At 36.6% G+C, this 24,440-nt stretch carries 21 protein-coding genes; 4 read left to right on the top strand and 17 right to left on the bottom strand.

Annotation, left to right across the window (positions count from 1 at the left end; genetic code table 11):
• The first annotated feature begins 93 nt into the window (after positions 1–93).
• Positions 94–1,014: a nuclease-related domain-containing protein gene (locus tag ACQKNZ_RS04685; protein ID WP_427658372.1), complete on the top strand. Its 921-nt coding sequence runs from the start codon at positions 94–96 to the stop codon at positions 1,012–1,014.
• A gap of 127 nt (positions 1,015–1,141) precedes the next feature.
• On the opposite strand, the gene ACQKNZ_RS04680 is transcribed toward ACQKNZ_RS04685, so the two are convergent.
• The 3 genes from ACQKNZ_RS04680 to ACQKNZ_RS04670 all read right to left on the bottom strand — a co-directional run bounded on the left by ACQKNZ_RS04680 (position 1,142) and on the right by ACQKNZ_RS04670 (position 3,472).
• Positions 1,142–1,321, bottom strand: coding sequence for a hypothetical protein (locus tag ACQKNZ_RS04680; protein WP_427658370.1), 180 nt, complete (start codon positions 1,319–1,321; stop codon positions 1,142–1,144).
• 295 nt (positions 1,322–1,616) lie between these two features.
• Positions 1,617–2,291 carry a response regulator gene (locus ACQKNZ_RS04675; protein ID WP_144537553.1) on the bottom strand — a complete coding sequence of 225 codons (675 nt, stop codon included), beginning with the start codon at positions 2,289–2,291 and terminating at the stop codon, positions 1,617–1,619.
• A gap of 35 nt (positions 2,292–2,326) precedes the next feature.
• Complete coding sequence (locus tag ACQKNZ_RS04670; RefSeq protein ID WP_144537551.1) at positions 2,327–3,472, bottom strand: sensor histidine kinase; 1,146 nt, start codon at positions 3,470–3,472, stop codon at positions 2,327–2,329.
• A 139-nt stretch (positions 3,473–3,611) separates the two neighbouring features.
• On the opposite strand from ACQKNZ_RS04670, the gene ACQKNZ_RS04665 reads away from it, so the two are divergent.
• The 3 genes from ACQKNZ_RS04665 to ACQKNZ_RS04655 all read left to right on the top strand — a co-directional run bounded on the left by ACQKNZ_RS04665 (position 3,612) and on the right by ACQKNZ_RS04655 (position 5,953).
• Positions 3,612–4,247: a YigZ family protein gene (locus ACQKNZ_RS04665; RefSeq protein WP_144537549.1), complete on the top strand. Its 636-nt coding sequence runs from the start codon at positions 3,612–3,614 to the stop codon at positions 4,245–4,247.
• A gap of 34 nt (positions 4,248–4,281) precedes the next feature.
• Complete coding sequence (locus ACQKNZ_RS04660; RefSeq protein WP_427658367.1) at positions 4,282–5,457, top strand: CAP domain-containing protein; 1,176 nt, start codon at positions 4,282–4,284, stop codon at positions 5,455–5,457.
• Between the two features lie 91 nt (positions 5,458–5,548).
• Positions 5,549–5,953, top strand: coding sequence for a YrvL family regulatory protein (locus ACQKNZ_RS04655; protein ID WP_427658365.1), 405 nt, complete (start codon positions 5,549–5,551; stop codon positions 5,951–5,953).
• 66 nt (positions 5,954–6,019) lie between these two features.
• On the opposite strand, the gene ACQKNZ_RS04650 is transcribed toward ACQKNZ_RS04655, so the two are convergent.
• The 14 genes from ACQKNZ_RS04650 to ACQKNZ_RS04585 form a co-directional block, all read right to left on the bottom strand.
• A complete protein-coding gene (locus ACQKNZ_RS04650) occupies positions 6,020–7,555 on the bottom strand; it encodes a SpoIID/LytB domain-containing protein (protein WP_144537543.1) in 1,536 nt (511 codons plus the stop codon).
• The gene (locus ACQKNZ_RS04645) at positions 7,556–8,266 is read right to left on the bottom strand and encodes an SH3 domain-containing protein (protein ID WP_144537541.1); all 711 of its coding nucleotides are present in this window, start codon (positions 8,264–8,266) and stop codon (positions 7,556–7,558) included.
• A 299-nt stretch (positions 8,267–8,565) separates the two neighbouring features.
• The gene (locus ACQKNZ_RS04640; RefSeq protein WP_340862758.1) at positions 8,566–11,082 is read right to left on the bottom strand and encodes an SH3 domain-containing protein; all 2,517 of its coding nucleotides are present in this window, start codon (positions 11,080–11,082) and stop codon (positions 8,566–8,568) included.
• A gap of 142 nt (positions 11,083–11,224) precedes the next feature.
• The gene (locus ACQKNZ_RS04635) at positions 11,225–12,268 is read right to left on the bottom strand and encodes an LCP family protein (RefSeq protein ID WP_427658361.1); all 1,044 of its coding nucleotides are present in this window, start codon (positions 12,266–12,268) and stop codon (positions 11,225–11,227) included.
• 79 nt (positions 12,269–12,347) lie between these two features.
• A complete protein-coding gene (locus tag ACQKNZ_RS04630) occupies positions 12,348–13,568 on the bottom strand; it encodes a glycosyltransferase family 4 protein (RefSeq protein ID WP_144538234.1) in 1,221 nt (406 codons plus the stop codon).
• An 11-nt stretch (positions 13,569–13,579) separates the two neighbouring features.
• Positions 13,580–14,443: a UTP--glucose-1-phosphate uridylyltransferase GalU gene (gene galU / locus ACQKNZ_RS04625; protein WP_151110942.1), complete on the bottom strand. Its 864-nt coding sequence runs from the start codon at positions 14,441–14,443 to the stop codon at positions 13,580–13,582.
• Positions 14,444–14,482: 39 nt separating this feature from the next.
• Complete coding sequence (locus tag ACQKNZ_RS04620) at positions 14,483–15,559, bottom strand: glycosyltransferase (RefSeq protein ID WP_144537533.1); 1,077 nt, start codon at positions 15,557–15,559, stop codon at positions 14,483–14,485.
• Positions 15,556–16,671: a glycosyltransferase gene (locus ACQKNZ_RS04615; protein WP_340862757.1), complete on the bottom strand. Its 1,116-nt coding sequence runs from the start codon at positions 16,669–16,671 to the stop codon at positions 15,556–15,558. Before ACQKNZ_RS04615 ends, ACQKNZ_RS04620 begins: the two co-directional genes overlap by 4 nt.
• A complete protein-coding gene (locus ACQKNZ_RS04610; RefSeq protein WP_340862756.1) occupies positions 16,668–18,059 on the bottom strand; it encodes an oligosaccharide repeat unit polymerase in 1,392 nt (463 codons plus the stop codon). Before ACQKNZ_RS04610 ends, ACQKNZ_RS04615 begins: the two co-directional genes overlap by 4 nt.
• 14 nt (positions 18,060–18,073) lie before the next feature.
• Entirely contained in the window at positions 18,074–19,141 is a 1,068-nt protein-coding gene (wecB, locus tag ACQKNZ_RS04605) for a non-hydrolyzing UDP-N-acetylglucosamine 2-epimerase (protein WP_144537527.1), read from the bottom strand.
• Entirely contained in the window at positions 19,138–20,736 is a 1,599-nt protein-coding gene (locus ACQKNZ_RS04600) for an asparagine synthase C-terminal domain-containing protein (protein WP_144537525.1), read from the bottom strand. Before ACQKNZ_RS04600 ends, wecB begins: the two co-directional genes overlap by 4 nt.
• A gap of 13 nt (positions 20,737–20,749) precedes the next feature.
• Complete coding sequence (locus ACQKNZ_RS04595) at positions 20,750–22,165, bottom strand: oligosaccharide flippase family protein (RefSeq protein WP_144537523.1); 1,416 nt, start codon at positions 22,163–22,165, stop codon at positions 20,750–20,752.
• Positions 22,166–22,897: an acyltransferase gene (locus ACQKNZ_RS04590; protein ID WP_144537521.1), complete on the bottom strand. Its 732-nt coding sequence runs from the start codon at positions 22,895–22,897 to the stop codon at positions 22,166–22,168.
• A gap of 14 nt (positions 22,898–22,911) precedes the next feature.
• A complete protein-coding gene (locus ACQKNZ_RS04585) occupies positions 22,912–24,228 on the bottom strand; it encodes a nucleotide sugar dehydrogenase (protein ID WP_144537519.1) in 1,317 nt (438 codons plus the stop codon).
• Positions 24,229–24,440 lie beyond the last annotated feature (212 nt).

Genomic DNA, 24,440 nt, shown 5'->3' with positions numbered 1-24,440 from the left:
AAAACTCAATGAATAAGTTTCAATTTATAAAATAATGAAATTTTCTGACGTTTGAAGTAACATATATAATTAGAATGGAGGTGAATATTAGTATTGTATCCTGTACAGAAGATTTTATTAAAAAGATTGTTAGGTGAGCATGAGAAATATATGCTGGTGGCAGATGATATTCGTCGTAGTGAAGCTGGTGACCGAGGAGAAGATCGGTTGGTAGCTAAGCTAGATGAATTAAGGCTTTCTGGAAATTTACAAGTGTTTTCTGATGTGGGATTGGTGTTAGAAGATTGGAAAGTACAAATTGATTGTTTAATAGTTAGCGATCGCTGCTGTATGGTTATCGAATCCAAAAACATGAGTGGTAACTTGTATTTTAAAGAGGAAGAATTTTATAAAGAAGTTGATGGAACAGAAACTCCCTTCCCTAATCCCTACTTTCAACTCACACGCAACATTCGCTTCATGAAAGAATTTCTCCGAAACGTGTGCCCTACCATGAAAGTTACTGGTGCAGTCATTATAACCGCTAAATCCAGTCGCATTCGCCAGAAACCTTCCCACTATCCTATATTTAAGCTAGAAAGCATGATGGAGAAAATTTATCAAATGCATAGCAACGGCTTAAGTGAGCCAGTTTCTTTGGTCAAGTTTGTAGAAATTACGTCGCACATCGAGAAAAATCTATCACCGTATATTATGCCTCCGTTATGTGAATATTATCGTATTTCACCTAGAGATTTAGTGCGAGGAGTGGAATGTCCAAAGTGTGGTACGTTTGGAATGCTTAGACACTACTCCACTTGGAAATGTCGGAGCTGTGGGAAGAATGATCGGAATGCACATAAGGTAGCTATTAGAGAATTCTATTTGCTAATTAGCTCTCAAATGACCGTTAAGGATTTTCGTCACTTTTGTCTTGTGGAATCTCCTTACACAGCATCCCGTTTATTAAACAATTTTGAGAGTTTAGAAGGTCATGGAAATGGTAGAAAGAGATATTTTGTTTGGAAGCAATAATTAAAGGTAATCTTTATGCAAGGTTTCGTGCTATTTCCGCAAGGTTCTGTCCCTTCTTTGCAACATTGTTCTTTTGTGCAACTTTCGTGCTCGTTTCTGCAAGATTTAGCTCTTTCTCTGCAAGGTTTCATGCCGTTTTTGCAAGGTTCTGTCCCTTCTCTGCAACGTTTTTCTTTTGTGCAAGGTTCGTGTTCGTTTCCGCAAGGTTTAGCTCGGTCTCTGCAAGGTTTCGTGCCGTTTCCGCAAGGTTCTGTCTCATCTCTGCAACGTTTTTTCGTTTGTGCAAGGTTCGTATTCGTTTCCGCAAGATTTAGCTCTTTCTCTGCAATGTTCTATTCCATTTCCGCAAGGTTCTGTCTCGTCTACGCAATGTTTTTTCGTTTGTGCAACGTTCGTGCTCGTTTCCGCAAGGTTTAGCTCGGTCTCTGCAAGGTTCTATTCCATTTCCGCAAGGTTCTGTCGCTTCTCTGCAACATTTTTATGTTTACTGTTGGTTCGTTACTTCTCCCAATAGTTTAGCTTCTCTTCTCCCCGGTATTACCAAAAAAACAAAACCCCCTCCAATCAAAAGATTAGAGGGGGTGTAAATGTCATATGAAGTATTATCGAACTTCAACCCAACCGTTTTTGATGCCGGTTACTACGGCTTGGGTACGGTCGTTTACGTTCATTTTTTGTAGAATGCTAGATACATGGTTTTTTACTGTTTTTTCGGAGATGAAAAGTGTTTCTCCGATTGTGCGGTTGCTTTGTCCGTCTGTTAATAATTGTAAAACTTCACATTCGCGTTTCGTTAATAAATGGAATGGACGACGGATTTCTGTTTGGTGGAAGTTTCCTTTGTTTTCGCGCTCGCTTAAACGACGGAATTCTGCCACTAGATTACGTGTTACTTTTGGATGTAAATAAGAGCCGCCTTTAGCTACTACTTTAATCGCTGATACGATTGCCACAGCATCCATCTCTTTTAACATATAGCCTAATGCACCAGTTTTCAACGCGTGCGATACGTATGATTCATCGTCGTGGATAGAAAGCATGATAACTTTTGCATCTGGAAATTTTTCCATTAGTTCTTCTGTAGCGTCTACGCCATTTTTTGTAGGCATGTTGATGTCCATTAGTACAACATCTGGTAAGTATTGTTCATATAAGCGTAGTACATCGCTACCGTCGCTTCCTTCTGCCACCACTTCAAACGTATCTTCGAAGTCTAGTATTCTCTTTACTCCCTCGCGGAAAAGTTGGTGATCATCTATAATGATAATTTTTGTCATTGGTCATTTCCTCCTATTAAAAACGGCTGTAGTTACTATTCCTCATTTAGCGGAATACTAAACAAAATTGTTGTTCCATTTCCTGGTGACGATATAATTTTCATCGTACCGTCTAATAAATCGACTCTCTCTTGCATACCGATTAAGCCAAATGATTTTTCTTTTACTACCTTTGGATCAAAACCGACCCCATTGTCTTTGACGATAATGTTTATTTTGTGTTTCACCCATTCAATCTTCACCCAAGCTTCTGTAAATTGACCATGCTTCAGTCCATTTGTCAGGCATTCTTGGATTAGACGGAAAATAGCTACTTCAAAATTTGGCTGTAAGCGAAGTTCTTCTCCAAACGTTTGAAAATGTATTTTTTTTGCAGGGTTGTATTCCCCAGTAGTTGTAATATATTTTCTAAGCGTTGGGATTAAACCTAGGTCGTCCAAAGCCATCGGACGGAGATCATAGATGATTCGGCGAACTTCAGAAAGGGCATCTCGAACGGTGCTCTTCAATTCGATAATTTCTTTCATCGCCTCATCCCCACCTCGTTGCTGATACGTAAGGTTGATCAAATCTGTTCTGAGCAACACATTAGCTAGCATTTGAGCTGGGCCATCATGAATTTCTCGTGAGAGACGTTTTCTTTCTTCTTCTTGGGCTTCAATAATTTTCAATGTAAAATCTTGTTTAATTTTTGCGTTTTCAAGCGCTTCTCCAACTTCCTTTAAATCAGAAGTAAGATAATTGATGACAATATTGACTTGATTGACAAGCTGATCTGCACGTTCTATCATTTCTAATAGTCCTTGCAATCTTCGTTCTAGTTCATCTCTACGCTGTCTTAGTTGTTTTTCTTCATTGCGTTTGATTAAAAGATTAATTTGAAGCTCATTTGCATTTTCGTAAGCGCTTCGGACTTGTGGTTCATCATATGAGTTAAAATTCTTCGAAACCTCTGCTAATCTGTTACGAGCAAGTCTCGATTTTGCCTCAAGCGAGTCGCCTTCCAGTATGACAGCCTCAATGCTTCCGCGAATTATTTCCAACTCAACTTTCATTTCTTCGAAGCTTTGACGACTTTGTTCGCTTATAATGAATATATCCTTTTTCGAATGGTCCATTACTTCGACCATTCTATCGAAAATAACATCTAACGATTGCAATTCGAGATTCTTGTTCGTCATCTGTTTTTTCTCCTTTAGACATTCAACATGAGTCTTCATTCATTTTTACTGACAAACTCTATTATAGCACTAATTGACTAAAAATAAATTAAATTTACTTTACAAGTATGTTTCAAAGCCTTTAGGAGGGAAATTTATTATGAGAAACAATTATAAAACAGTTAAGGGTCACGGAGAAAGTGAAATTATTATTCAAAAGTCCCGATTTATTACTTATATAGAACGAGCAGAGTCTGAGGAGGAAGCGCAAGATTTTATTAATAAAATTAAACAAAAGCATAAAGATGCTACTCATAATTGCTCTGCCTACATTATTGGAGAGCATGACCATATTCAAAAAGCAAACGATGATGGTGAGCCGAGCGGTACAGCCGGAGTTCCTATGCTTGAAGTCCTTAAAAAAAGAGCACTAAAGGATACAGTAGTAGTAGTGACGCGTTACTTTGGTGGTATTAAGCTGGGAGGCGGAGGCCTTATAAGGGCTTATGGAAAAGCTACTACAGAAGGGATAGATGCAACTGGGGAAGTAGAATGCCAGCTTCATCACTTAATGAAAGTCTCCATAGATTATACATGGCTAGGTAAAGTGGAGAATGAAATAAGAAACTCTATTTTCCAATTAAAAGAAATTGCCTATGCAGATTTAGTGGAAATTTATGTATACACAAAAGCGGAGGATGAGGTAAAATTTTTAGAGTGGGTAACAGAAATAACAAACGGACAAGCAATAATCGACACCGTAGAGAAAGTATTTTTGGAGTTTGACGTCGTTTGATTTATAATAAAGTAATGAGGAGTGATGGAAAAACATGAAAAAATTCTCAATTTTATTTCTTTTATTATTCGGATTAAGTATTGCTCCGGCAATAACTTTTGCAGCTGATTGTCCAGAAAAGGTCGTCTGGGACGGAGTAGAGTTAAAAAAAGGACAAATTGGTAGGGTGCTCATCCAAAAGCCTACAACCATATACAAAAATGTGAATGGAACCTTTGAATACTCTCGAACAGTAAAGCCAGGTGAAAATTTTCGAGTTTACGCAAATAAATCTACATACTACCATCTTGGTGGCGGATTAGTAATTAAGGACGATTCAACAATTTTATATCAAACGCCGTCTAAAACTAAGCTCAATCAATTAAATTGTAAGCCGACAAAGGCTGCAACTACAAACTTTACAATTGGTAACAATATTTCAACTGTGAACGCTCAATTGGGAGCAGCCAAGAAATCAGTAGTAAATGAGTTTGGAGCTATTACTGGAATTTACCATAATAATTACGATAAATTTTATGCAATCAGTACATTAAGTGATAAAATATCTTCCATATATACTAAGGACAAAGCCTTTCAAGTAAACGGAATTTCCGTATCAAATACTATAAGTCAGCTAGAAAATGAATTTGGTAAAAGCTACGAAACTACTGGAAACACATATCCTGTGGAAATCATTACGTACTCCTTACCAAAGTATGAAGCAAATTTCTTTATAGACGTGCATAATGACAATAAAATCTCGGCAATCTACTTAGTAGACTACCAATTGATTAATATAAATCCAAATCTATATCCTAAAAAATCTACTACTCTAGAAACAGGCTACGAGAATCTATTATTTCATTTGATTAATGCAGAAAGAAAAGCTCATGGGGTTCCTGTGCTACAGTCCGCTCCAAAGGTAGCAGATGTGGCAAGAAAGCATAGTGTAGACATGGGTGTTAATGATTACTTCAATCATAATAACTTAAAAGGTGAATCTCCTTTTGACCGCTTAGCAAATGGCGGAGTACAATTTAGAAATGCCGGGGAAAATATCGCAATGGGCTACACAGATCCATATTTTGCACATGAAGCATTGATGAATTCATTAGGACATCGTAAAAACGTTATAAACACTGCATACACTCATGTAGGAGTTGGCGTCTACTTTGCCAAATGGACACATGGCTCCATTCCTTATTACACTCAAAACTTTATCAAACCATAATAATAGCTTTCAGAGTGGAGACAAAGTTATTTTTTACTTTGTCTCCACTCTTTTTTATGAATAATAACATCAAGAATAATGAGGGAACTGTATGAAAAAAAATTTTGGAAAAGCACTTGGTATTCTTATAGTTATCCTTATCGTCATCGGGACACTTGCTATCTCCATTGCAGCTGAGATTGGAATCCTATTGCTTGTAGGCATTGATTTTGAACGTTGGTCAAGTTTAATTTGGTTTATTATTGTTTATGGAGTCGTTGAATTTATCGTCATAATGGCGCTAGATGCTTTCATAGAACTAAAGTCAAATAGTCATCAAAAATTCCATAAATATTTTGGGCATATGATCGTATCATTTACTCTCATTATGACAATTTCACTTTTCATAGAGACGATTTACTTACCAATTACGGGGGCAGTCATTTTCGCTATTGCTACGGCTACAATGTATTTACTGTTTAGTTTTGGGGATAAAAAAGAAATACATGAAGACTAGAACTCATTAAATATATAAAGGCAAGAATGTTGATTTAACAACATTCTTGCCTTTTCTTTTGGTAGGTTAATATTTTTCAATTGTAACGCCTTGATAGTAATGCTTCAATATCCGATCGTATGTCCAACCAGCTTCTGCACGTGACTTCGCTCCATACTGACTCATACCGATTCGGTGTCCGTAGCCTTTACCGTTCACTGTAACTGACTGAATGCCTGTTTGAACAGTATCTGTGTTTACGACTCCGCTACTTGTTTGAATGCTTACTGAGCCATCCGGTATAGATACGACACCGTTAGCAGTTTGAACAGAAACTCCATTTAACGAATCTATCGGAGTCGTTCCATTTACCTGCTGCACTGTAATGTCATTTACACCGCCTGTTGGCTTGGTGAATGAAATATCAAACCAGTTCGATTTTAAAGATTTGTTGCCTGCATCTAAGAAAACGTTTCTCATTACTGTTTCGTTACCTGTGATAGTTTTCTCTCCAGAGTTTGTGACAGCTGTTACTGCTGTTACCTCTCCATTTGCTCCGCCCTTTGTTAGCTTAACATCTAGCAACTGATCAGATGTGCTAAAACCAAACTTCTTCAAAATATTAGTTGCTGAAATTTGAACAGACCAGTTTTTGTAAGGGGATTGCTCAATTGAATCATCTACTGAAACAAATTGTGGCACCTGTGTTGAATTCCAAACATCACTAATATTTGCCGTTCTACCTCCACTAGTGGAATAATAGTATGCCTGTACAAGCTTACCATTATATTTAACTACTAAATCCTTCGTAGCATCTACAGCTGCATTTGAGTTTTTGTGCTCAGATGTATAGCCTTTGTACATCTGGTCCTTAGTAGTACTACTTAAGATTCCCGCTTTGCTCAAAGTGTAACTGCGTGCTGCTACTGTTTGAGCTTTTAACGCTTCAATATGCCAAGAAGCAGGCGACTCATTAGGAATAACGCCTTTTAAATAATTTTCTAAGTCTAGTCTGTTAACAATTTGTACGTTAGTTGCTGATTTTACTACATTGAAGCTACCTCGATACTGTGTTCCAGTTGGTGTTTTACCAAGTGGTTGAGATACAACAGATTCTACGGTTGCATTTGTTGCTGGAACCCAAGAGGAGGCACCTTGTTCATCGGTTATAGAATACCAAAGCTCTCCCTTTACATTCGTGAACTCAGCTACATATTTTGCACCTTGGAATGGCTTATAGGACTTAACAACTGCATAATCTGCGGTTGCACCCTTTCTTCCATCTACCGGAGCATTAAAAACAACTATTTTTTCATTTCCTGTAAGAGCATGTAACGCATATCCTTGGGAAGAATACATTGCTGCTCCCTTTTGATAAATGGAAACCTCACCATTTACCTGTGAAAATGTTATAGGTGTATTAGGTAAAGCAAAAAACATTTCTTTTGTTGTAAGATTTTCTAATTTATATATACCATTTAGGTTCAAGGAGGATGTAAAGGTGTTGTGTACCTCAACTTGTATTTGCTTCGAATAAGTCTCTTGATTATATGCAAATGCTGTATTAGCACAAGCACAGCTTAAAGAAATTGCCGCTAATACTGCTATAAATTTTTTATTCAATTATCTCACCTCAGTTAGCGTACTCAGCACCCAACCTTTGTTTCCTTTTGGGGATTGAACATTATACCATGTTTCACCTTTTGCATTTTTAAAGGAGCTTATGTATTTTAAAGAAGTTCCTTTAGCTACTAGCTCGATTGAAGCATAGCTAGTTGTAGCACCTTTGCGTATATTAAGTGCTTCTTTTGCTACAACGGAACTTGGTGTTGCAGTGCTAGGTTTTGTTGTTGTAACATCCTCTGAATGAACCCAACCTTTTACAGTTGAAGATATTTCTACACGGTACCATAAATTAGTGCCTGAACCATGCTTGTCAATTACGTTTAATGATTTGTTTGCTGTAAATGTTGCAAGCACCTTGTAATTACGAGTTGCTCCACTATGTACCTTCACATTATTAGCATTTGTATACACAACTGATGGTAAATCCGTAGAGTTATCAGGTGGAGTAGGTGTTGTAGTAGGAGGAGTTATAACTGTTCCACCCTCTGCAACTGCTTTTTGTAGCTGCTTAATCAAAGCATCCTGTTCTTTTATTTGTTTTTCTAGAGTAGATACTCTTGTAGTTAAAGGGTTCAATTGTGATTGTACCCAGTCAACGGAAGCTAATAGTAGATTAGAATTTGCTTTTGTAGTCGCTGGTGTATTAATTGCAATTAGAAAGCTTAAACCTAATACGATACCAACCGTTGCTAGAATTTTCTTTTTCATTTTGTTTACCTTCCTCGCTCTTATTATTTTATCGCTAGAAATAACACAACATTTGGACATATCGACAGAGATTTTTGTTATAAAAAAGCTGCAGCGCCTATGTGCCCCGAAAAGCAAATGGAGAATAAGCAAAGAGGCAGCTAACAAGCCACCACAGTATTTTCCCATTTTCCTCGAGAGACAAGGCGCTGGAGCTAAACTAACTATTTGAAAAAAATCTGTCAAAAAAACTCCGGATATGCCCTCCTAGGAACTATTCCTAGGAGATTTATCGGTTACTTTTTCCTAATCTTAAATTTTTACTGTTTAAAGAACTCTTCCATTCCTTTACGAATTCCAACTGCTGCTTTTTTACGGAATGCATCTGAAGCTAATAATGCCTCTTCAGAAGGATTTGAAATGAATGCCAACTCTACTAATACTGATGGAATTTCATTCATACGGTTTACATAGAATGTTTGCTGTTTCACGCCACGATTGTATGTTCCAACCGCTTTGACAAGGTTCGCTTGGACACTCTTTGCAAGGGTAAAGCTCTTAGGACCATTAAAGCTTACAGACGAATTGTAGTAAGTAGTAGTCCCTTTAGATGTAGAAGAGAATGAATCTGCATGGATACTGATAAATGCATCATAATCAGAAGCATTAGAAATATCTGTTCTGTCCTTTAGCTCTAAAAATACATCTGTGCTTCGCGTTAAGGTTACAATAGCACCTGCTGCTTCAAGCTCAGCCTTTAGAAACTTAGCTGTTCCAAGGTTTACATCCTTCTCCTTTGTACCTTTAGATCCTACTGCGCCAGGATCCTTCGCACCATGCCCAGCATCAATAATTATTTTCTTACCTGCCAATCCTTTAGGCACGACTTTAATCGTTAACTCTTTATCGTAATCTCTTATTGTGTACGTATAATTTGGATCAAATGTCACAGTCAATACTGATGTTCCACCGGATACTTTTTCAACCTTCATGCTTTTTACTCCCGTTAAGCCTGAGGCAATCTCGCTAATATTCGATAGATTACCATTAACTTTTAATACATTTGCTGAAGGCATTGTGTAAGTAATATTAAACTTTGAAGGCTTCGTCCAAACTAAATAATTTTGCCCATTGCGTACTTCTGCTCTTCCATTGATAAGTGAGATTGGAGACGCATCGCCTACTAGAGAAGCTTGAATCCATCCGCGTTTTCCACTTTGTGTTTCAACGTTTAACCAGCTGTTTAATGAACGTAAAATTCTTAGTGGCGAGCTAGCAGAAATAGATTCTATCTTTTTAGAGGTAGCACTTGCACTGCTGTAAACAGTGGACGCCTTTGTAGCATACTTAGTCGGTATACTTTCACTTACCTCAAAATCTGGAACCCAACCTACAACAGAGCCTGCTTTAATGTTTAACCACTTCGTCCCGTCCGTACCAGTTACTTTATTTAACACAGTGAATGTTGTATTTCTCGGTAACCCCTGTAATACTGCTGAGTTAAACTTACTATCTGCATAAATTAAAGCATTATATCGTTGAATAGTGCCAGTTTCCCCATTGCCTGGATTCACATCGCCACCAACGGTTACTACTGATTGATGTAGCCATGCTTCTCCGCTTGTTGTACCTACTTTATACCATTTTTCATTGTTTGCATCTAATGCATAATGGGTAGAGATAAATGAATCGTTTAATCGAGATTGAGTTACAACATCGTAGGAAGTACCAGGGCCTGAACGCATATTAGCGACAGAAACGGAGACTACTAGATTTGTATTCTGTTCAATAGCTTGTCCAATATCAGGTGTTTCAGTTGGTGGTGTTTCTGGTGAAGTAGATACACTATCAAATGCTTCTCCAGATATCCATCCTTTCTTGCCTGTAGCATAGGTCACTTGATACCACTTTTCCTTTGCGGCATTTGTAAATTCCTGATGGATAGTTAATTTTGTTCCTACTTTAATCGTAGCTACGACCTTATAGCTTTTTGTAGCTCCTGAATGTACTGTAGATGCTTTTACAACTGTCTTCGAATCAACTGTAGCTTGTTCAAAAGCTGTAGCTTGAATCCAGCCTTTTTTACCTGTTGCATAGGTTACCTGCATCCATTTTTCTTTAGCAGCATTTGTAAACTCTTGGTGAACAGTCAAAGTTGTTCCTGCCTTTACTGTAGCTACTGCTGCATAACTTGTGGTTGCTCCTTTGTGTACAGTAGATTGTTTAACTACCTTCATAGAAGTCGCAGTATCTCCATTCGTAGCATTTAAAAGAAATAGCTCCGAAAGCACCCACCCTTTTTTGCCTTTATACTCAACATTAAACCAAACTTCATTTTGAGCATTAGTAAAGCTGCTTAATATTTTTAGTGAAGTTCCAGCAGGAATTGTCTCTATTAACTTATAGGAAGTAGTTGCGCCACTTCTCAAATTTGTTGCAGACTTTCCTATTTTCTGTGTCGAACCGACATAAGAGTTGCCATTTATAGTCGAATTTCCACCAACAGCATTGGAAACCTCTTTTACATAATTACTAATCACCCAGCCAGTCGTTGAATCAAAGTTCACTTTATACCATAATTCACCGCTAGCGTTTGTAAAGCGGTCAATTATAGTAACTAGCTGTCCATTTTGGACCTTTCCAACACTGCTATAGCTAGTTGTAGCTCCTTTTCTAATATTGACGTTGTTAGATGTTATCATTGCCTTACCTGATAACTGAGCAGAAGTGATCGCTGAATTAGTAGCAGCACTTGTGTGAAGTGTATCACTCGTTAGAAGATTAATGGGCAAAAGGACAGAAGTTGCTAAAACAGATGATGCGATTACTTTTTTCATTTGTTCCTCCTTGAAACGTGTGTTTTCTACATTTTAATGCACATTTTACCATAAAACAATCCAACAAATGGATTAATAGGTGTTTAATTATCGGTTAAAATAGCAAAAAGAGTAAAAGGAACAGTCCAAATGACTGTTCCTTTTACTCTCCTATTGTTAAATCTGTAATTTTAGTTGATTGATTCAATTCTGTTTTAGCATTTTGTCCAAAATCATCTAAGTTAAGTTTCAATTGCTCACTGATCTCATCTAAAGCTTCTTCATCAGGAATAAAATAGTAAACTCCATTACGTGTGTCATCGTAACCCTTTAATTGGAGTTGTTCAAATGGAGTAGATTTTAACTTTTGATATGTTTTGATCAATCCAAAATATTCAGATGATGGTATGTTCGTTTTGACATTGTTACCAATATCCTCGATCATGTTATCTATCTTAGTTATGTTTGATAAGTTCGTGCCTTTATCAATTATTTCTTGAATAATTTGCTTTTGTCGTTTATTGCGTCCTAAATCGCCCTCTGGATCACTCTTTCTCATACGAACATAAGCAAGAGCTTCGTTACCGTTAAGATCCATTGTACCTTGTGTATACGTCTTCCATTTTAAACTACCTGTTAGCTGCGCTTTAAACGTAAATGGCACATCTACTTCAATTCCACCAACAGTATCTACGATGTCCTCGAAGCCTTGAAAGTCTGTTGAAACATAGTAATCTATTGGAATATCTAATAATTCTTCTATCGTATTAATAGTATAATTTATACCACCGTTTGCATACGAGTGATTAATCTTATCGTTATATCCTAAATCAGGAATATAAACTCTAGTATCACGTGGGATGCTAACCATAGATACTTTATTTGTCTTTGGATTTACTGTTGCGACAATAAGAACATCGGAACGACCATATTTTGCTTTTTCTTGATTTTCAATACCGGCTAACAAAATGGTAAAAGCAGAATCCTCCGCCTTAGCTTTGTCATATTTGTCTATTGCCTCGTTCTCTGTTTTTTCCTCACGCTCTAGTGGCTCATAAATTTTATTTACAGCATTTTTGGTTTGAAACGACAAATTAGTTGCAAAGACGATAACTCCAGACAATAACACCATCGCAACGATAAGTATTGTATATAAAATTTTTCTTCTCGTCTTCGTTTTCCTGTTCTTTTGACGTGAAGTAGTCATATTAGTTCCCTACTTTACTTTTAAATTTTATCTAATTTATTATACATAATTTAATGGATGGTGTATATTGCAAAGAAAATTACTTTTGTGTAATATTTTGTAGTAATTCTTTTACGATGGTAGTCCAACTAAATTCTCCCATTGCTAGCTGTCTTCCATTTTCTTTCATGGCATTTCTATCATTTACCTGCATTTCCACAAATTCAAACATTTTTTCAGAAATTGAGTCAACATTTTCTGGTTGTGCTACTAAACCTATGTTATTTTGAGTAATGATATTCGCACTTTCTCCTTTTCCACAGTAAAGCACAGGAACTGCTGATGAAGCAGCCGGAAAAATTTTAGAAGGTCGAGCTCCCTCAAATAATTGTATATCACGAAGTGGAACAATACTTACATCACTCACTGAAAATAGTTTAGGCATTTCTTTTAAAGGTAGATGCCCTAAAAATGTTGTATTTTGCAAGCCAAGCTCTTCTTTGAGCTTATGTAGCTTTTCTTCTTCAGGACCCGCTCCTGCAATTAGGAAATGTGCATGAGGAACTGTTTCTTGCATCTGTTTAGCAGCGTATAGAATGTACTCTAAGCCTTGCGCATAACCTAGATTCCCTCCATATGAAAAAACAAATTTTTCATGGAGATTGTATTTTTCTAAGAATTCTACATTTTTTTCCTGTGGATAAAAGAAATTTGTATTTACACCATTCGGCAATACAAATACTTTTTCCTCCGGCTGGGAATGGTTAATAATATATGATTTAATGCCATCTGTGGCAGTTGCAATTTTCCATGAATGCTTATATAGAAACGACTCTAATATCTCAGCTAGCTTGATGAACATTTTGTTTTTCACAAGTCCTAGCTTTACTGCAGATTCAGGCCATACATCAGCTACATTAAAAACAAATTTTGCTCCTTTAAGTTTAGCGCCAATTAGACCTGTTAACCCTAAAAAGATCGGGGGAGAATTGACGATAATCACATCTACCTTCCCTGTTTTCATCAATCCATAGAAGGAGCTAAAGGTGAATGAGAAATAGGAGACTAAACGCTTCCAAAAGGTACCCTTTTTAGAAGGATAAATCCATGTGCGATGAACGGGAATGTCATCCCACATTTCAAATTCATATTTTTTCCCCTTGTACTCATCCGGTATAATCCCATGAGGATGATGTGGGAATGCAGTCACGACTTGAATGTCATGTCCTTGAGCAAGTAATTCTTTACTTACCTCATAAACACGGATTTGGGGTGCACCAGTTTCAGGTGGGAAATGTTGACATAAATATACAATACGCATAGCTATCACCGTTAATCTTTCAATTTATTCTTCAAATAAGCAAGTAACGGTTCTCTTAAATCGTCACGCTTTAATGCAAAGTCAAATGTTGCTTGTAAAAATCCAAACTTGTCCCCTACGTCGTAGCGTTTTCCTTCAAACATATAGGAGTAAATTGATTCTTTCTTAACCAAAGAATCAATAGCATCCGTTAACTGGATTTCTCCCTTAGCGTCCGGTGCTACTTTTTCTAATTCCTCAAAAATTCCAGGGGTTAAAATATATCGGCCAACAATAGCTTGGTTAGATGGTGCCTCCTGAGCAGACGGCTTTTCCACTAATCGCTTTACCGAAAACAAACCATTTTCAGCAGCACTGAAATCCACGATTCCATATTTATGTACATCTTCTGTAGGTACTTCATTTACTCCTAAGATACTGCTATGTACTTCCTCATATTTTGAAATCATTTGCTGCAAGGCTGGAACCTCAGCATCGATAATGTCATCCGGAAGTAACACTGCAAATGGCTCGTTACCGATGAATTTTTTCGTACATAATATAGCATGCCCAAGTCCAAGCGGTTCTTTCTGTCTCATATAATGGATATCAACTAAATTAGAGATATTTTCTACCTGCTCTAACAGCTCTAGTTTTCCTGTATTTTTTAGTAAAAGCTCTAATTCAATGGATTTGTCAAAATGATCTTCCATTGATTTTTTGTTTCGTCCAGTGACGATGATAATATCTTCAATTCCTGAAGCGATTGCTTCCTCGATGATATATTGAAGGTTGGGCTTATCAACTATTGGAAGCATTTCCTTAGGCAATGCTTTTGTTGCAGGAAGAAATCTTGTTCCAAAGCCTGCTGCAGGGATAACTGCTTTCTTAATCATATAATCACCTTTTCTTCTTGAGAGCGTAAGAAGTAACCTTTATCGCTCTAAATTATATTTTTCATACAATGTCAGCATATAATTTGCGTTATCTATCCAGCTGTAATGATTCTTAACATGAGCGACACCAGCTTCACCCATTTTCATTCTCATCTCATTATTTCTAGCTAGCTTTTTAAAAGCAGCTGCGAGTTGGTCTGGACTTTCCTTGTCTGTGACAATGCCAGTAACATCCTTAACTACAACCTCGGGTAACCCACCAACATTTGAAACGACGACGGGAACGCCACATGCCATTGCTTCAACTGCTGCAACTCCAAAGCTTTCACTGTCTTCTGTAGAAGGTACAGCAAAGATGGACATCTTGCGAATTATATTCGGAACTTCTGTGTTAGGAACCTTCCCCGTGAAAGTCGTCACATCAGAAATTCCTAAATCAGTTGCGAGTTGTTCATATTCTTTTCTTTGAGGACCATCACCAGTGATAAGCAATTCTGAGTTAGGATATTCTTTATTAAATAAGGCAAAGCCCTTTACTAAGTCTGCAATCCCATACTTGTCCTCTAATGCTTTCACCGTTCCAACAATAATTTTATCTGTAAACTCAGTATCCTCTTGAGCAGGGTGGAATATCCCTAAATCAACTCCAAACGGTGTAACATAAACCGGACGATCTGTATAAAGATTAGTTTCTTTTGCCATAATATGGCTTGTAGAACATATGGCAGTTGCCTTACTTAAAGTAAATCTTACTAGCTTTTCATTTAACTTATTTTTCTTAGGAAAATCAAATATATCTTTACCCCATACAGAAACAAAATGTACTTTATAATCGACTATTGCTCCTAATAAACCATAACTTGAGATGAAATGAGAGTGCAGAATATCTGGATTCCATTCCTTAAGAAGCTTCTTTAAAGCAGGTGCTGCGGCAATATAAGAAGCCTTACCTGGTAAAACCTTTGGCAATATTTCTGTTGGCACCTGTTTTGCATTGTTCTCTGAATAGTGATCCTTAAATGTATAAACTTTCACATCAATACCTTTAGACTGATAAAATAAAGCCCACTTATGAGTATGAATTGACTTACTTGGAGCTAATACTGCTATTTTCATTTTTTACCTCCTAGAAGTGCTTGTGCAGCTTGTTCAGCACGTGTATTCCATGCATGCTGCTGTAAAAAGCTTTGTTGAATATTTTTCTTAAACTGCAAATAGTCTGGTTGTATAGCCTGCATACCTTCTACTAATCCCTCTGCGCTGTCCTCTGTGATAACACCGTAGGGACCCGATTGGATAAAATCCTCCTGAGCGGAGCAATTTGTAGCTACAATTGGCAAGCCTGCAGTTAAATACTCTACTAATTTGATTGGGACAGCAAAATCATTATATGTAGATCTTTTACGTGGGATAAAAGCAAAATCAACCTGCTCATACAATGCTTGAAGCTCTGTTCCACTCACATGCTTTAACTCAATATATGCTTTGTTTAGCTTTTCTTTTTCCTCTTTGCTTAGCTGCGTGTATTCTTCTTCTCGACAGACAATTACCAATTCACCATTAGTCTGCGTTTCATTTAATATTGCATACGCTTCTACTAAAGTTGGCAAACCATAATCCTCACTGTTTATACCACCCACATAGATACCCTTAAATGGTGATTGAATATTTTGATCATTAGTAGTTATATCAGTGAAGCGTCCTCCCGGGGGAAGTGCCATTTTAGCTGTATCAATATTAACAAATTTACCCATAGCGTCACTAGGCAAAAATAAAGTGTGCACATACTTTTTATAAAACTTTTCTTCCATCTTATAAATGGTCTTCATAACAGTCTTTTTAATACCCTTTAACTTATAAAGCTCGTCAAACTTCCAATATACATCTCTATAAAAAACACCAATAGGTACATGAAGTCTCTTCAATGTCTTAAACACATCATGATCGATAATCCAATCCTTCGGAATATGTCCAGGATCTGTAAGCCATAAGGGAATCGTCTGATTTTCAGAGTAGCAAAACAATGTTTGCTCTTGCTTTTTCTCGGCTATCATCTTGTTCCAAAGCTGTCTTCTTTCGGTACTTGTGCCGGAGATGACAATTACTTCTACGTTATTTTTCTGAGCATAATTTTCAAATGCTTTAATCATTTCAATGGGACGAATTGCAGAACCACTTTTAGGATTAGTAGCAAGAGTAAAAGGATAGTAAATTAAAATATTCTTCATTGTGTTACTCCTTTTTTTCGTACTTTGCTTAATAGGAATTTCCAAATAACATGGAAATACTGCTCCAGAATAAACAAACCTCCTAATACAACGGTCATAATAATCCAAATAGGATTAAAGAAAAAGTCTGCAACTCCCCCTACAAGCGTTCTAGGAATATTAATCGTAAAGTAAACAAATAATGCAATGACAACTGGTGTTTTCGGTAAACGTAAAAAGATAATATATAACACCTGAATGACAGTAGCGATATAAATGATAGCTACAATAACCCCAAGATATCCATATGATGCAAAGGCTTCACCAAGGAAAATAGTGTTAAGTACTCCACCCGTACCTTTATCTATATTTTCCGGAAACACATTTTCCATTACCATTCGTGCCGAGCGCACTTGCTCAATATCAAAAATACCAGCGATAAAAGATGGTAATCCCTTCGCCTCTAATGGGCTCAAGGAATGAGAGAAAGTATCCAGATGTAAAAAGAAAGGAGAAATTTGTGCTAACAATATTCGTCCAATTGGTCCGGAATTATAAGCCAAAAAGCTTTCTAGCTCAGTTACCCCTTGTATAGCTACATACATAACAATCAATAATGCGCTACCTGCTATAATATAACCGCTTATTCTCTTCCAATTTAGCTTGAGCTTTTGAGTATATACACCCGCCAACAATAACATGATTAGATAGAAGAATATTGGAGATTTCGCTAAATCATAAGTAGAAATCAATATACTAGATATAAACAATGTGAAAAAAACTACTTTCCAGTATAGAGCTCTCGACTTAGTCATATATACAAATGCAACAATTGAGAGCACTGGTGTTAATGCAATTCCAAAGATGTTTCGGATATATACATCAATTCCACTAAAGCCTCTGCTAGCATCAATCCGAAGCTTTGCAAGCTCTGATGTGTTCCCCTTTAATAGTTCTAACAACGGAACGTTCGCCGTCTTCAATAAGGTATAAGCGACTGCTAAAACAGAAATAGCGGATAAAGCCCCAAATGCCAATCTAAAAATACGCTTATTTTTATCTACACTTGTACGAACGGGTTCTTGTAGATACTTGTTGAATTCTAGTTCCGCATTAAAGCCTAAAATTCTACCTACAACTAACTGAGTTAGTGGGAATAAAATCATTAATAGGGTCAATAAAATAAAACCTATGATTCGATATTCCTCATGGTCCATTCTTTTGATCATATAGTAATCATCTATTCCTAAAGCTATTAATAATCCGCCAATATAACTGGAGATAAGGAAAGAATAATAATAAACGATAGAAATCATGTTTGGCTTTACAAGAGAAAGGCTTCCAGAAACCTTTTTGAAAAGGTATGTGGAAGCCACCACAGTAAAGAGCCATATGCTAAATATTAACAATGCTCACACCTACTTTATTTACTTGAATATTCCTTTAGTAAAGCTAACACTTTTTCCGATGTTTTTCCATCACCAAAAACAGGAGTATAAGAAGGAGTTACTTCTTTTTTAACCGCTTCAACGATTTTGTTTGTATCAGTTCCAGTTAAAATGTTGGCATCCTCAATTAATGTCTCTACCCACTCTGTTTGATCACGAACTGTCACACAAGGGACCTCTGCAAAATAGGCTTCCTTCTGAACGCCACCGGAGTCAGTTACGATTTTCTTTGCATTTGTTTCTAAAGAAAGCATATCTAGGTATCCAACTGGGTCAATTACTTTTAAATTAGGAATTTCGTTTAATTGGAATCCATAATCCTCTAACTTTTTCTTAGTGCGTGGATGTATTGGCCAAACCTTTTTCTCAGGTATTTGAGTAAACGCATCTAAAATGGCTTTCATACGCTCTACATCATCCGTATTTTCAGCACGATGTATCGTTATTAATAAATAGTCTTTCGGAGTAAGCTCTTCATTTTTTAAAATAGTAGAAGAAGACTGTGCCAATGTTTTATTGTACAGCACTGCATCATACATAACGTCACCAATATTATAAACACCAGCAGTAATATTTTCGTTAGTTAAATTTTGGATAGCAGTGTCTGTTGGACATAGTAACAAAGTCGATACATGATCCGTTAAAATACGGTTAACCTCTTCTGGCATTCTCATGTTAAAGCTGCGTAAACCTGCTTCGATATGCACAATTGGAATATGCAATTTAGCAGCGGCAAGCGCCCCAGCTAAAGTTGAATTAGTGTCGCCATATACTAGCAAGAAATCTGGATTTTCCTTTAAAATAATTTCCTCAATTTTTGCTAACATTTCACCGGTTTGTTTGCCGTGATTCCCAGAACCAATTCCTAAGTGATAATCTGGCTTTGGAATATTTAACTCCTCGAAGAAAATATCAGACATATTGGCATCATAATGTTGTCCAGTATGTACAATAAGCTCCGTTACCTCTTCACGAATAACGCGTGAAACAGCGGCGGCTTTAATAAACTGAGGTCTTGCTCCTAATATCGTTAGAACTTTCATTTTGTAATCTCCTTCATCATTTGAATCATATCTTTTACGATAAACGAATTTATATTATACGGATGCTCATACTTCTGCCCATTTCGTTTAAATGTCAGAGATTGAACATATTGCTTGTAGGTTGGATAGATCCCATACCATTCCATCGGCTCATCAAAATATTTGCGATATAGATTTTTCTTTCTATATATTTTGCGCAACATAGGGTAGAGAATTCCATATTTATTTTTAAGAGAATTTTCAGGTCCGGGTTTTTGTGGCAATGGATAATATTCTGGATACATTTGATGCAATGTATAATCATATAAATACTTTTTATACTTTAAATTCGCTGGTATTTTACTAAAGAAGTGAATCAAACGGTCATCCCATAATGGAATGGACCATCCTTGTCCAAAATACTCATATACCCGAACAGAATTAATGATAAATTTTGCTTGTCTTTCACGCCAGTTCCATTCGTCTATTAATGAAGTAACTCGTTCATTGGTATAATTCGAATGTGCTTCAATATCTTGATACAACCCTTTTCCAATAGCCGTTTCTGCGTAACTATCTTTCCCAGAAAGCTCCCACAAACGGAAATGTTTGTTCATGATAAAGGTTTGAATTTCACTCTTTTCAAATTGCTTATCTACAATGGATTCATAGGGCAAATGACCGCCAGCTAGATAATCTAATGAATGACCTGGTAAAAATACAGCATCCTGTAAGCCTTCTTGCTCAACAAGTAACTTGGTACTTGGAAAGTCTTGCAAGTGTGCTACTGAAACACCATTGCTAGAATACACTACATAGTCCTTCCATTCCTCAGACTTGTACATATCTTCCCACATCTTTTTGTCGTAGGCAAAATACTTCCACTTTAAACCAAGTTTGTCGGCAATCTGCTTACTTACAGTGGATTCTCCATTTCCTGGCCTACCGTATGTAAAGGCAGTAATATTATCCTTTAAACCACGTTCCACTAAGTTTAATGCTATTAACCGTGAGTCATACCCACCACTTAGCGGAATGACAATTTGACGATCCTTTAATCTATCTGCTAAATCATCAAACAAGTCATTGAAAACTTGCTTAAGCTCTTTTGCGAATACATCAATTGGCTCTGTCTCTTTTGGTAATACATATGAATAATAATAGTGTTGGAATGCTTCTTCTTTTAAAATAAGATAAGACACTGCAGGAACTTGCTTCCATTCCTCAAATAAGGTCTTGTCTCTAAAAACAAAGCCCGTAATGAGGAATTCTTCCTCTGCCTCCGAATTCATCTTCATTCCTTCATGAGGCTGTATGAAGTCTTGTACTAGCCAGTTTCCTGAGTCATCCATTGAATAGAACAGCGGAATAGAACGTTTCATATCCGTAACAAGAGTTGTGCACCCATCAGTAGTAAAGACAAGTGCATATTCTCCATTCCACTTAGCAAAGTCCTTGGAAGCTAATATTTCTTCATCAATAATGCTAGCGAAGTTTTCATGGGTGACATATTGATTTTCATAGTAGAAGTATCCTCTCAAAAAACCTTCATACCCAGCGCCTTTTATAGGATAAAAATCTTTATGCCTAAGGTTAGTTATACATTTTTTCGACATGCCTTATCCCCCATTACTTTCTTTTTACAAAATATTTATCCATGCGAACTAGTAAAACCAGGATGATAAATGCTATCCATACTCCTAGGATTAACCAGCTATTTAAATCATTTAATTGAATATATACAATTCCAAGTGTTGCAGCTATTAGCCATAATATTGTCCAAGCCATTTTAAATCCCGAAAAAGGTACATAATATAGTTTCTGACTTTTACGAAATACCATAAACAAGGCTAAACAATATGCTGCTACATATGAAATAACAGTTCCCCAAATAGTAAGGTACGGCACGAATATAAAGTTCAATACAACCGAAACAACTGCTGCAATACCAAATGCTATAGAAATATGTTTTGTCTGTTTAGAGTAAAATATCCCTGTAGAAACAATCATATAGTAAAAACTTAAAAATGTTGCAATCGATATTGGTGCCACATATTGAAATGCAATTCTAAAATTCTCCGGCATAACCAAAATAATCAGTGGCATGAAGGTCGCTAAAGCTAAAACTCCAAAGCTGCCAATTATTAAAAATGCCGCATATAATGTTGCAAATAATTGAGGGCTATCTTTTTTATCCTTTAAAGACATAGAGAATGGTCTCCAGGCTAGCTGGATCCCACTAGTCAATAATGTGATAAATGTTGCAAACTTAATAGCTGTCCCATATATACCAACATCATCTAACGTACCATATGCGCGTATAAAGAAATTATTGGCATTGGCAATTATCCAAAATGCTAAAGACGCTGGCACTAAAGGAGCTGCGTAAACTAAGATTTTCTTTAAAATTACTTTATCGAACAGTGGTTTTAAATATACTCTAGTAGGCTTTATTAAGACTACTACAATAATTGCGACACTGATTAAACGTGCTACAAGTATTCCTTCTAGAGAAGTCCATACAAACATTAAGAAAAGTATCGAAACAACTGCGATTAATAACATTTTACCTATAGTTGTAAATACCACTCTTTTAGTATGAAACTCGTATCTTAGAATGGTTAAAACAAGTGTAATGATTGTATCTAAACACAACGTACCTAAAGCAATATAGAATAGCTGTGAGTAGCCTGCCGATTCTAATATTATAGCAGCCAGCCAATCTCCACCGATTAAAAATATGGCAAAAAGTAAGATAACCATAGATAAACGGAAAGTCATAACTGAGCGAACGTACTTCTCCCGGGTTTCTTTGTCTTTATATTCAAAATAATAATAGGCAAGAGCAGAATCGGTTCCAAATATCACTAGGAAGGTAAGCATAGATACGGTAGTATCTACCATTTGAAGCACACCAATTAGGGATTCTTTTTCAAGATAATGTGCATACAAAGGAAACAATATAAAAGCGATTAGTTTAGTTCCTACGTTCATAAATGCATAAAGGAGCGAATCCGCTCCTAAACGTTTTAACTGAGAGAACACTTAGAGAAGCTCCTCCTCAGGTACATTTTTCAAGAATTTTGCTGGGAATCCCTTAATTACAGTTTTTTCTTCCGTATCCTTTGTCACAATTGCTCCAGCCGCTACGAATGTTTCTTCAGCTATTGTTATACCAGGTAGAATAATAGATGCTCCGCCCACACGAGCACCACGCTTAACAATTGCACCTTTAATCTTGTCAAATCGTGCCTCTGTTCTACCCATGAAGTTATCATTAGTAGTAGTTACACAAGGCGCAATGAATACATGATCCTCTAAAGTAGAATGTGCAGTAATGTATGAGTTAGATTGAATTTTTGTACGATCTCCGATAGTAACAAAATTTTCAACTGTTACATTGCGACCAATGATTACATAAGAACCAATTTCCACATCTTCACGTACAGTTGCTAAATCAGCGATTAATGTACTTTCTCCAACTTTAGCCCCTCTATAGACAATTGTATTTGCACCAATTGTACATTCCTTACCTAGCTCAAGCGGCGGTATCTCTTTAGTGATTTGCATTGTGCTTGTTTTAGCAGGCTTTGGCTGTTTACCAACTACTGCACCATCATCGATGGTGGTACCATCTCCAATGATGGTACCAGCGTGAATTGTAACACGATTGCCTACGCGAACATTATCGCCAATTTTTGCTCCTTCTTCTATTACAGAAAAATGTCCAACTGTCGTATTTTCGCCTATTTCGGCAGTTTCATGTATAAAATTCATTTATAATCCCGCCCTTAAAGTTTAATGTAACGATTTGGTGTTTCGATTCCTTTAAACGCGTTACGAGTGTCAAAAATAACTTTAGATTTTTGAGCAATGTTCGCATAGTCAAAACCAGTATGATCCGTAGCTAACACAACGATATCTGCTGACTCCAATAATTCGTCAGTTAACTCAACTGTTTCAATTACTTGTCCTGCTACTCTGTATGAAGTTACATGCGGATCGACCGTTTTAAATTCTGCACCTTGTTGCATTAATAACTCAACTAATTTTAGGGATGGAGATTCACGCATATCATCGATATCTTTTTTATAAGCTACGCCCAATAAAAGAACCTTAGCATTACGTAACGCTTTACCATCATCATTTAAAATTTGCATTGCACGAGTAATTACATATTCCGGCATTGAGTTGTTAATTTCACCAGCAAGCTCGATTAGTCTTGTGTGATAGTTATATTCTCTTGCTTTCCAAGTTAAGTAGAATGGATCGATTGGAATACAGTGACCGCCTAGCCCTGGCCCTGGGTAAAATGCCATGAAGCCGTATGGTTTTGTTTTAGCTGCATCAATTACTTCCCATACATCGATACCCATTTTTTCGCAAAGAATTGCCATTTCATTAGCAAGTGCAATATTGATATGACGGAATGTATTTTCAAAAATTTTCTCCATTTCAGCAATAGCTGGACTAGAAACTTTATGTACGTCTCCGTCTAAAACATTGCTGTATAGAGCCGCTGCAACTGTTGTACAGTTATCAGTTATACCACCAACTACTTTTGGAGTGTTTTTAGTATTAAAGCTTTTATTACCTGGATCGATACGTTCAGGCGAATAAGCAATAAAGATGTCTTCTCCAACTACAAACCCTTTCTCTTCAAGCGCTGTTTTAATAATTTCCTCTGTTGTACCAGGGTATGTAGTAGATTCAAGTACAACTAATGTTCCCTTTTTAGCGTATTTAGCAATTTCATGTACTGAGCTTTCTACATAAGAAGTATCAGGCTGTTGATAAATATCTAAAGGTGTTGGTACGCAAATAGCTACAGCATCAACGGAACTAATTGAACCGTAATCAGAAGAAGCTTTTAAATGACCAGACTCTACCATTTGCTTCAAATCAACATCTACTACGTCACCAATGTAGTTAATACCTTCATTTACTTGTTGTACTTTAGATTCCTGTACATCAAAGCCAATAACGTGATAACCAGCTTTAGCTTTTTCTACTGCTAGCGGTAAGCCAACATAACCTAAACCTACAACCCCAATAACAGCGGTATGATTTTCAATTTTTGCCAATAATTCTTCATAATATGTAGACATTATTTTTCTCTCCTTTTATAGGTGTTGCTCAATTATTCACTAATCTAAGATAACTCAAAATATCAATAGTAAATTATCACACCATCATATCCTAAGCAATTTATCATTTAATATTCTTCACTTTAATAACGTACAATAGCATCTCTAGGATTCATATATCAACCCACTATTTAATAATTGATGCTATTGTCACGTCTTATAAGACTGGGTTC

Origin of the sequence: Psychrobacillus sp. NPDC093200 (genome assembly GCF_050280345.1) — a bacterium.
GTDB classification, from domain to species: Bacteria; Bacillota; Bacilli; order Bacillales_A; family Planococcaceae; genus Psychrobacillus; species Psychrobacillus faecigallinarum.
This window is presented reverse-complemented; position numbering and strand designations above follow the sequence as displayed.

What these genes read in the sequence shown, in the direction of transcription:
- ACQKNZ_RS04660 (WP_427658367.1), top strand. Translation starts at nt 4,282, where the DNA reads ATGAAAAAATTCTCAATTTTATTTCTTTTATTATTCGGATTAAGTATT.
- ACQKNZ_RS04645 (WP_144537541.1), bottom strand. Translation starts at nt 8,266, where the DNA reads ATGAAAAAGAAAATTCTAGCAACGGTTGGTATCGTATTAGGTTTAAGC.
- ACQKNZ_RS04590 (WP_144537521.1), bottom strand. Translation starts at nt 22,897, where the DNA reads ATGAATTTTATACATGAAACTGCCGAAATAGGCGAAAATACGACAGTT.
- ACQKNZ_RS04665 (WP_144537549.1), top strand. Translation starts at nt 3,612, where the DNA reads ATGAGAAACAATTATAAAACAGTTAAGGGTCACGGAGAAAGTGAAATT.
- ACQKNZ_RS04615 (WP_340862757.1), bottom strand. Translation starts at nt 16,671, where the DNA reads ATGAAGAATATTTTAATTTACTATCCTTTTACTCTTGCTACTAATCCT.
- ACQKNZ_RS04635 (WP_427658361.1), bottom strand. Translation starts at nt 12,268, where the DNA reads ATGACTACTTCACGTCAAAAGAACAGGAAAACGAAGACGAGAAGAAAA.
- ACQKNZ_RS04655 (WP_427658365.1), top strand. Translation starts at nt 5,549, where the DNA reads ATGAAAAAAAATTTTGGAAAAGCACTTGGTATTCTTATAGTTATCCTT.
- ACQKNZ_RS04670 (WP_144537551.1), bottom strand. Translation starts at nt 3,472, where the DNA reads ATGACGAACAAGAATCTCGAATTGCAATCGTTAGATGTTATTTTCGAT.
- ACQKNZ_RS04600 (WP_144537525.1), bottom strand. Translation starts at nt 20,736, where the DNA reads ATGTCGAAAAAATGTATAACTAACCTTAGGCATAAAGATTTTTATCCT.
- ACQKNZ_RS04640 (WP_340862758.1), bottom strand. Translation starts at nt 11,082, where the DNA reads ATGAAAAAAGTAATCGCATCATCTGTTTTAGCAACTTCTGTCCTTTTG.
- ACQKNZ_RS04675 (WP_144537553.1), bottom strand. Translation starts at nt 2,291, where the DNA reads ATGACAAAAATTATCATTATAGATGATCACCAACTTTTCCGCGAGGGA.
- ACQKNZ_RS04630 (WP_144538234.1), bottom strand. Translation starts at nt 13,568, where the DNA reads ATGCGTATTGTATATTTATGTCAACATTTCCCACCTGAAACTGGTGCA.
- wecB (WP_144537527.1), bottom strand. Translation starts at nt 19,141, where the DNA reads ATGAAAGTTCTAACGATATTAGGAGCAAGACCTCAGTTTATTAAAGCC.
- galU (WP_151110942.1), bottom strand. Translation starts at nt 14,443, where the DNA reads ATGATTAAGAAAGCAGTTATCCCTGCAGCAGGCTTTGGAACAAGATTT.
- ACQKNZ_RS04620 (WP_144537533.1), bottom strand. Translation starts at nt 15,559, where the DNA reads ATGAAAATAGCAGTATTAGCTCCAAGTAAGTCAATTCATACTCATAAG.
- ACQKNZ_RS04585 (WP_144537519.1), bottom strand. Translation starts at nt 24,228, where the DNA reads ATGTCTACATATTATGAAGAATTATTGGCAAAAATTGAAAATCATACC.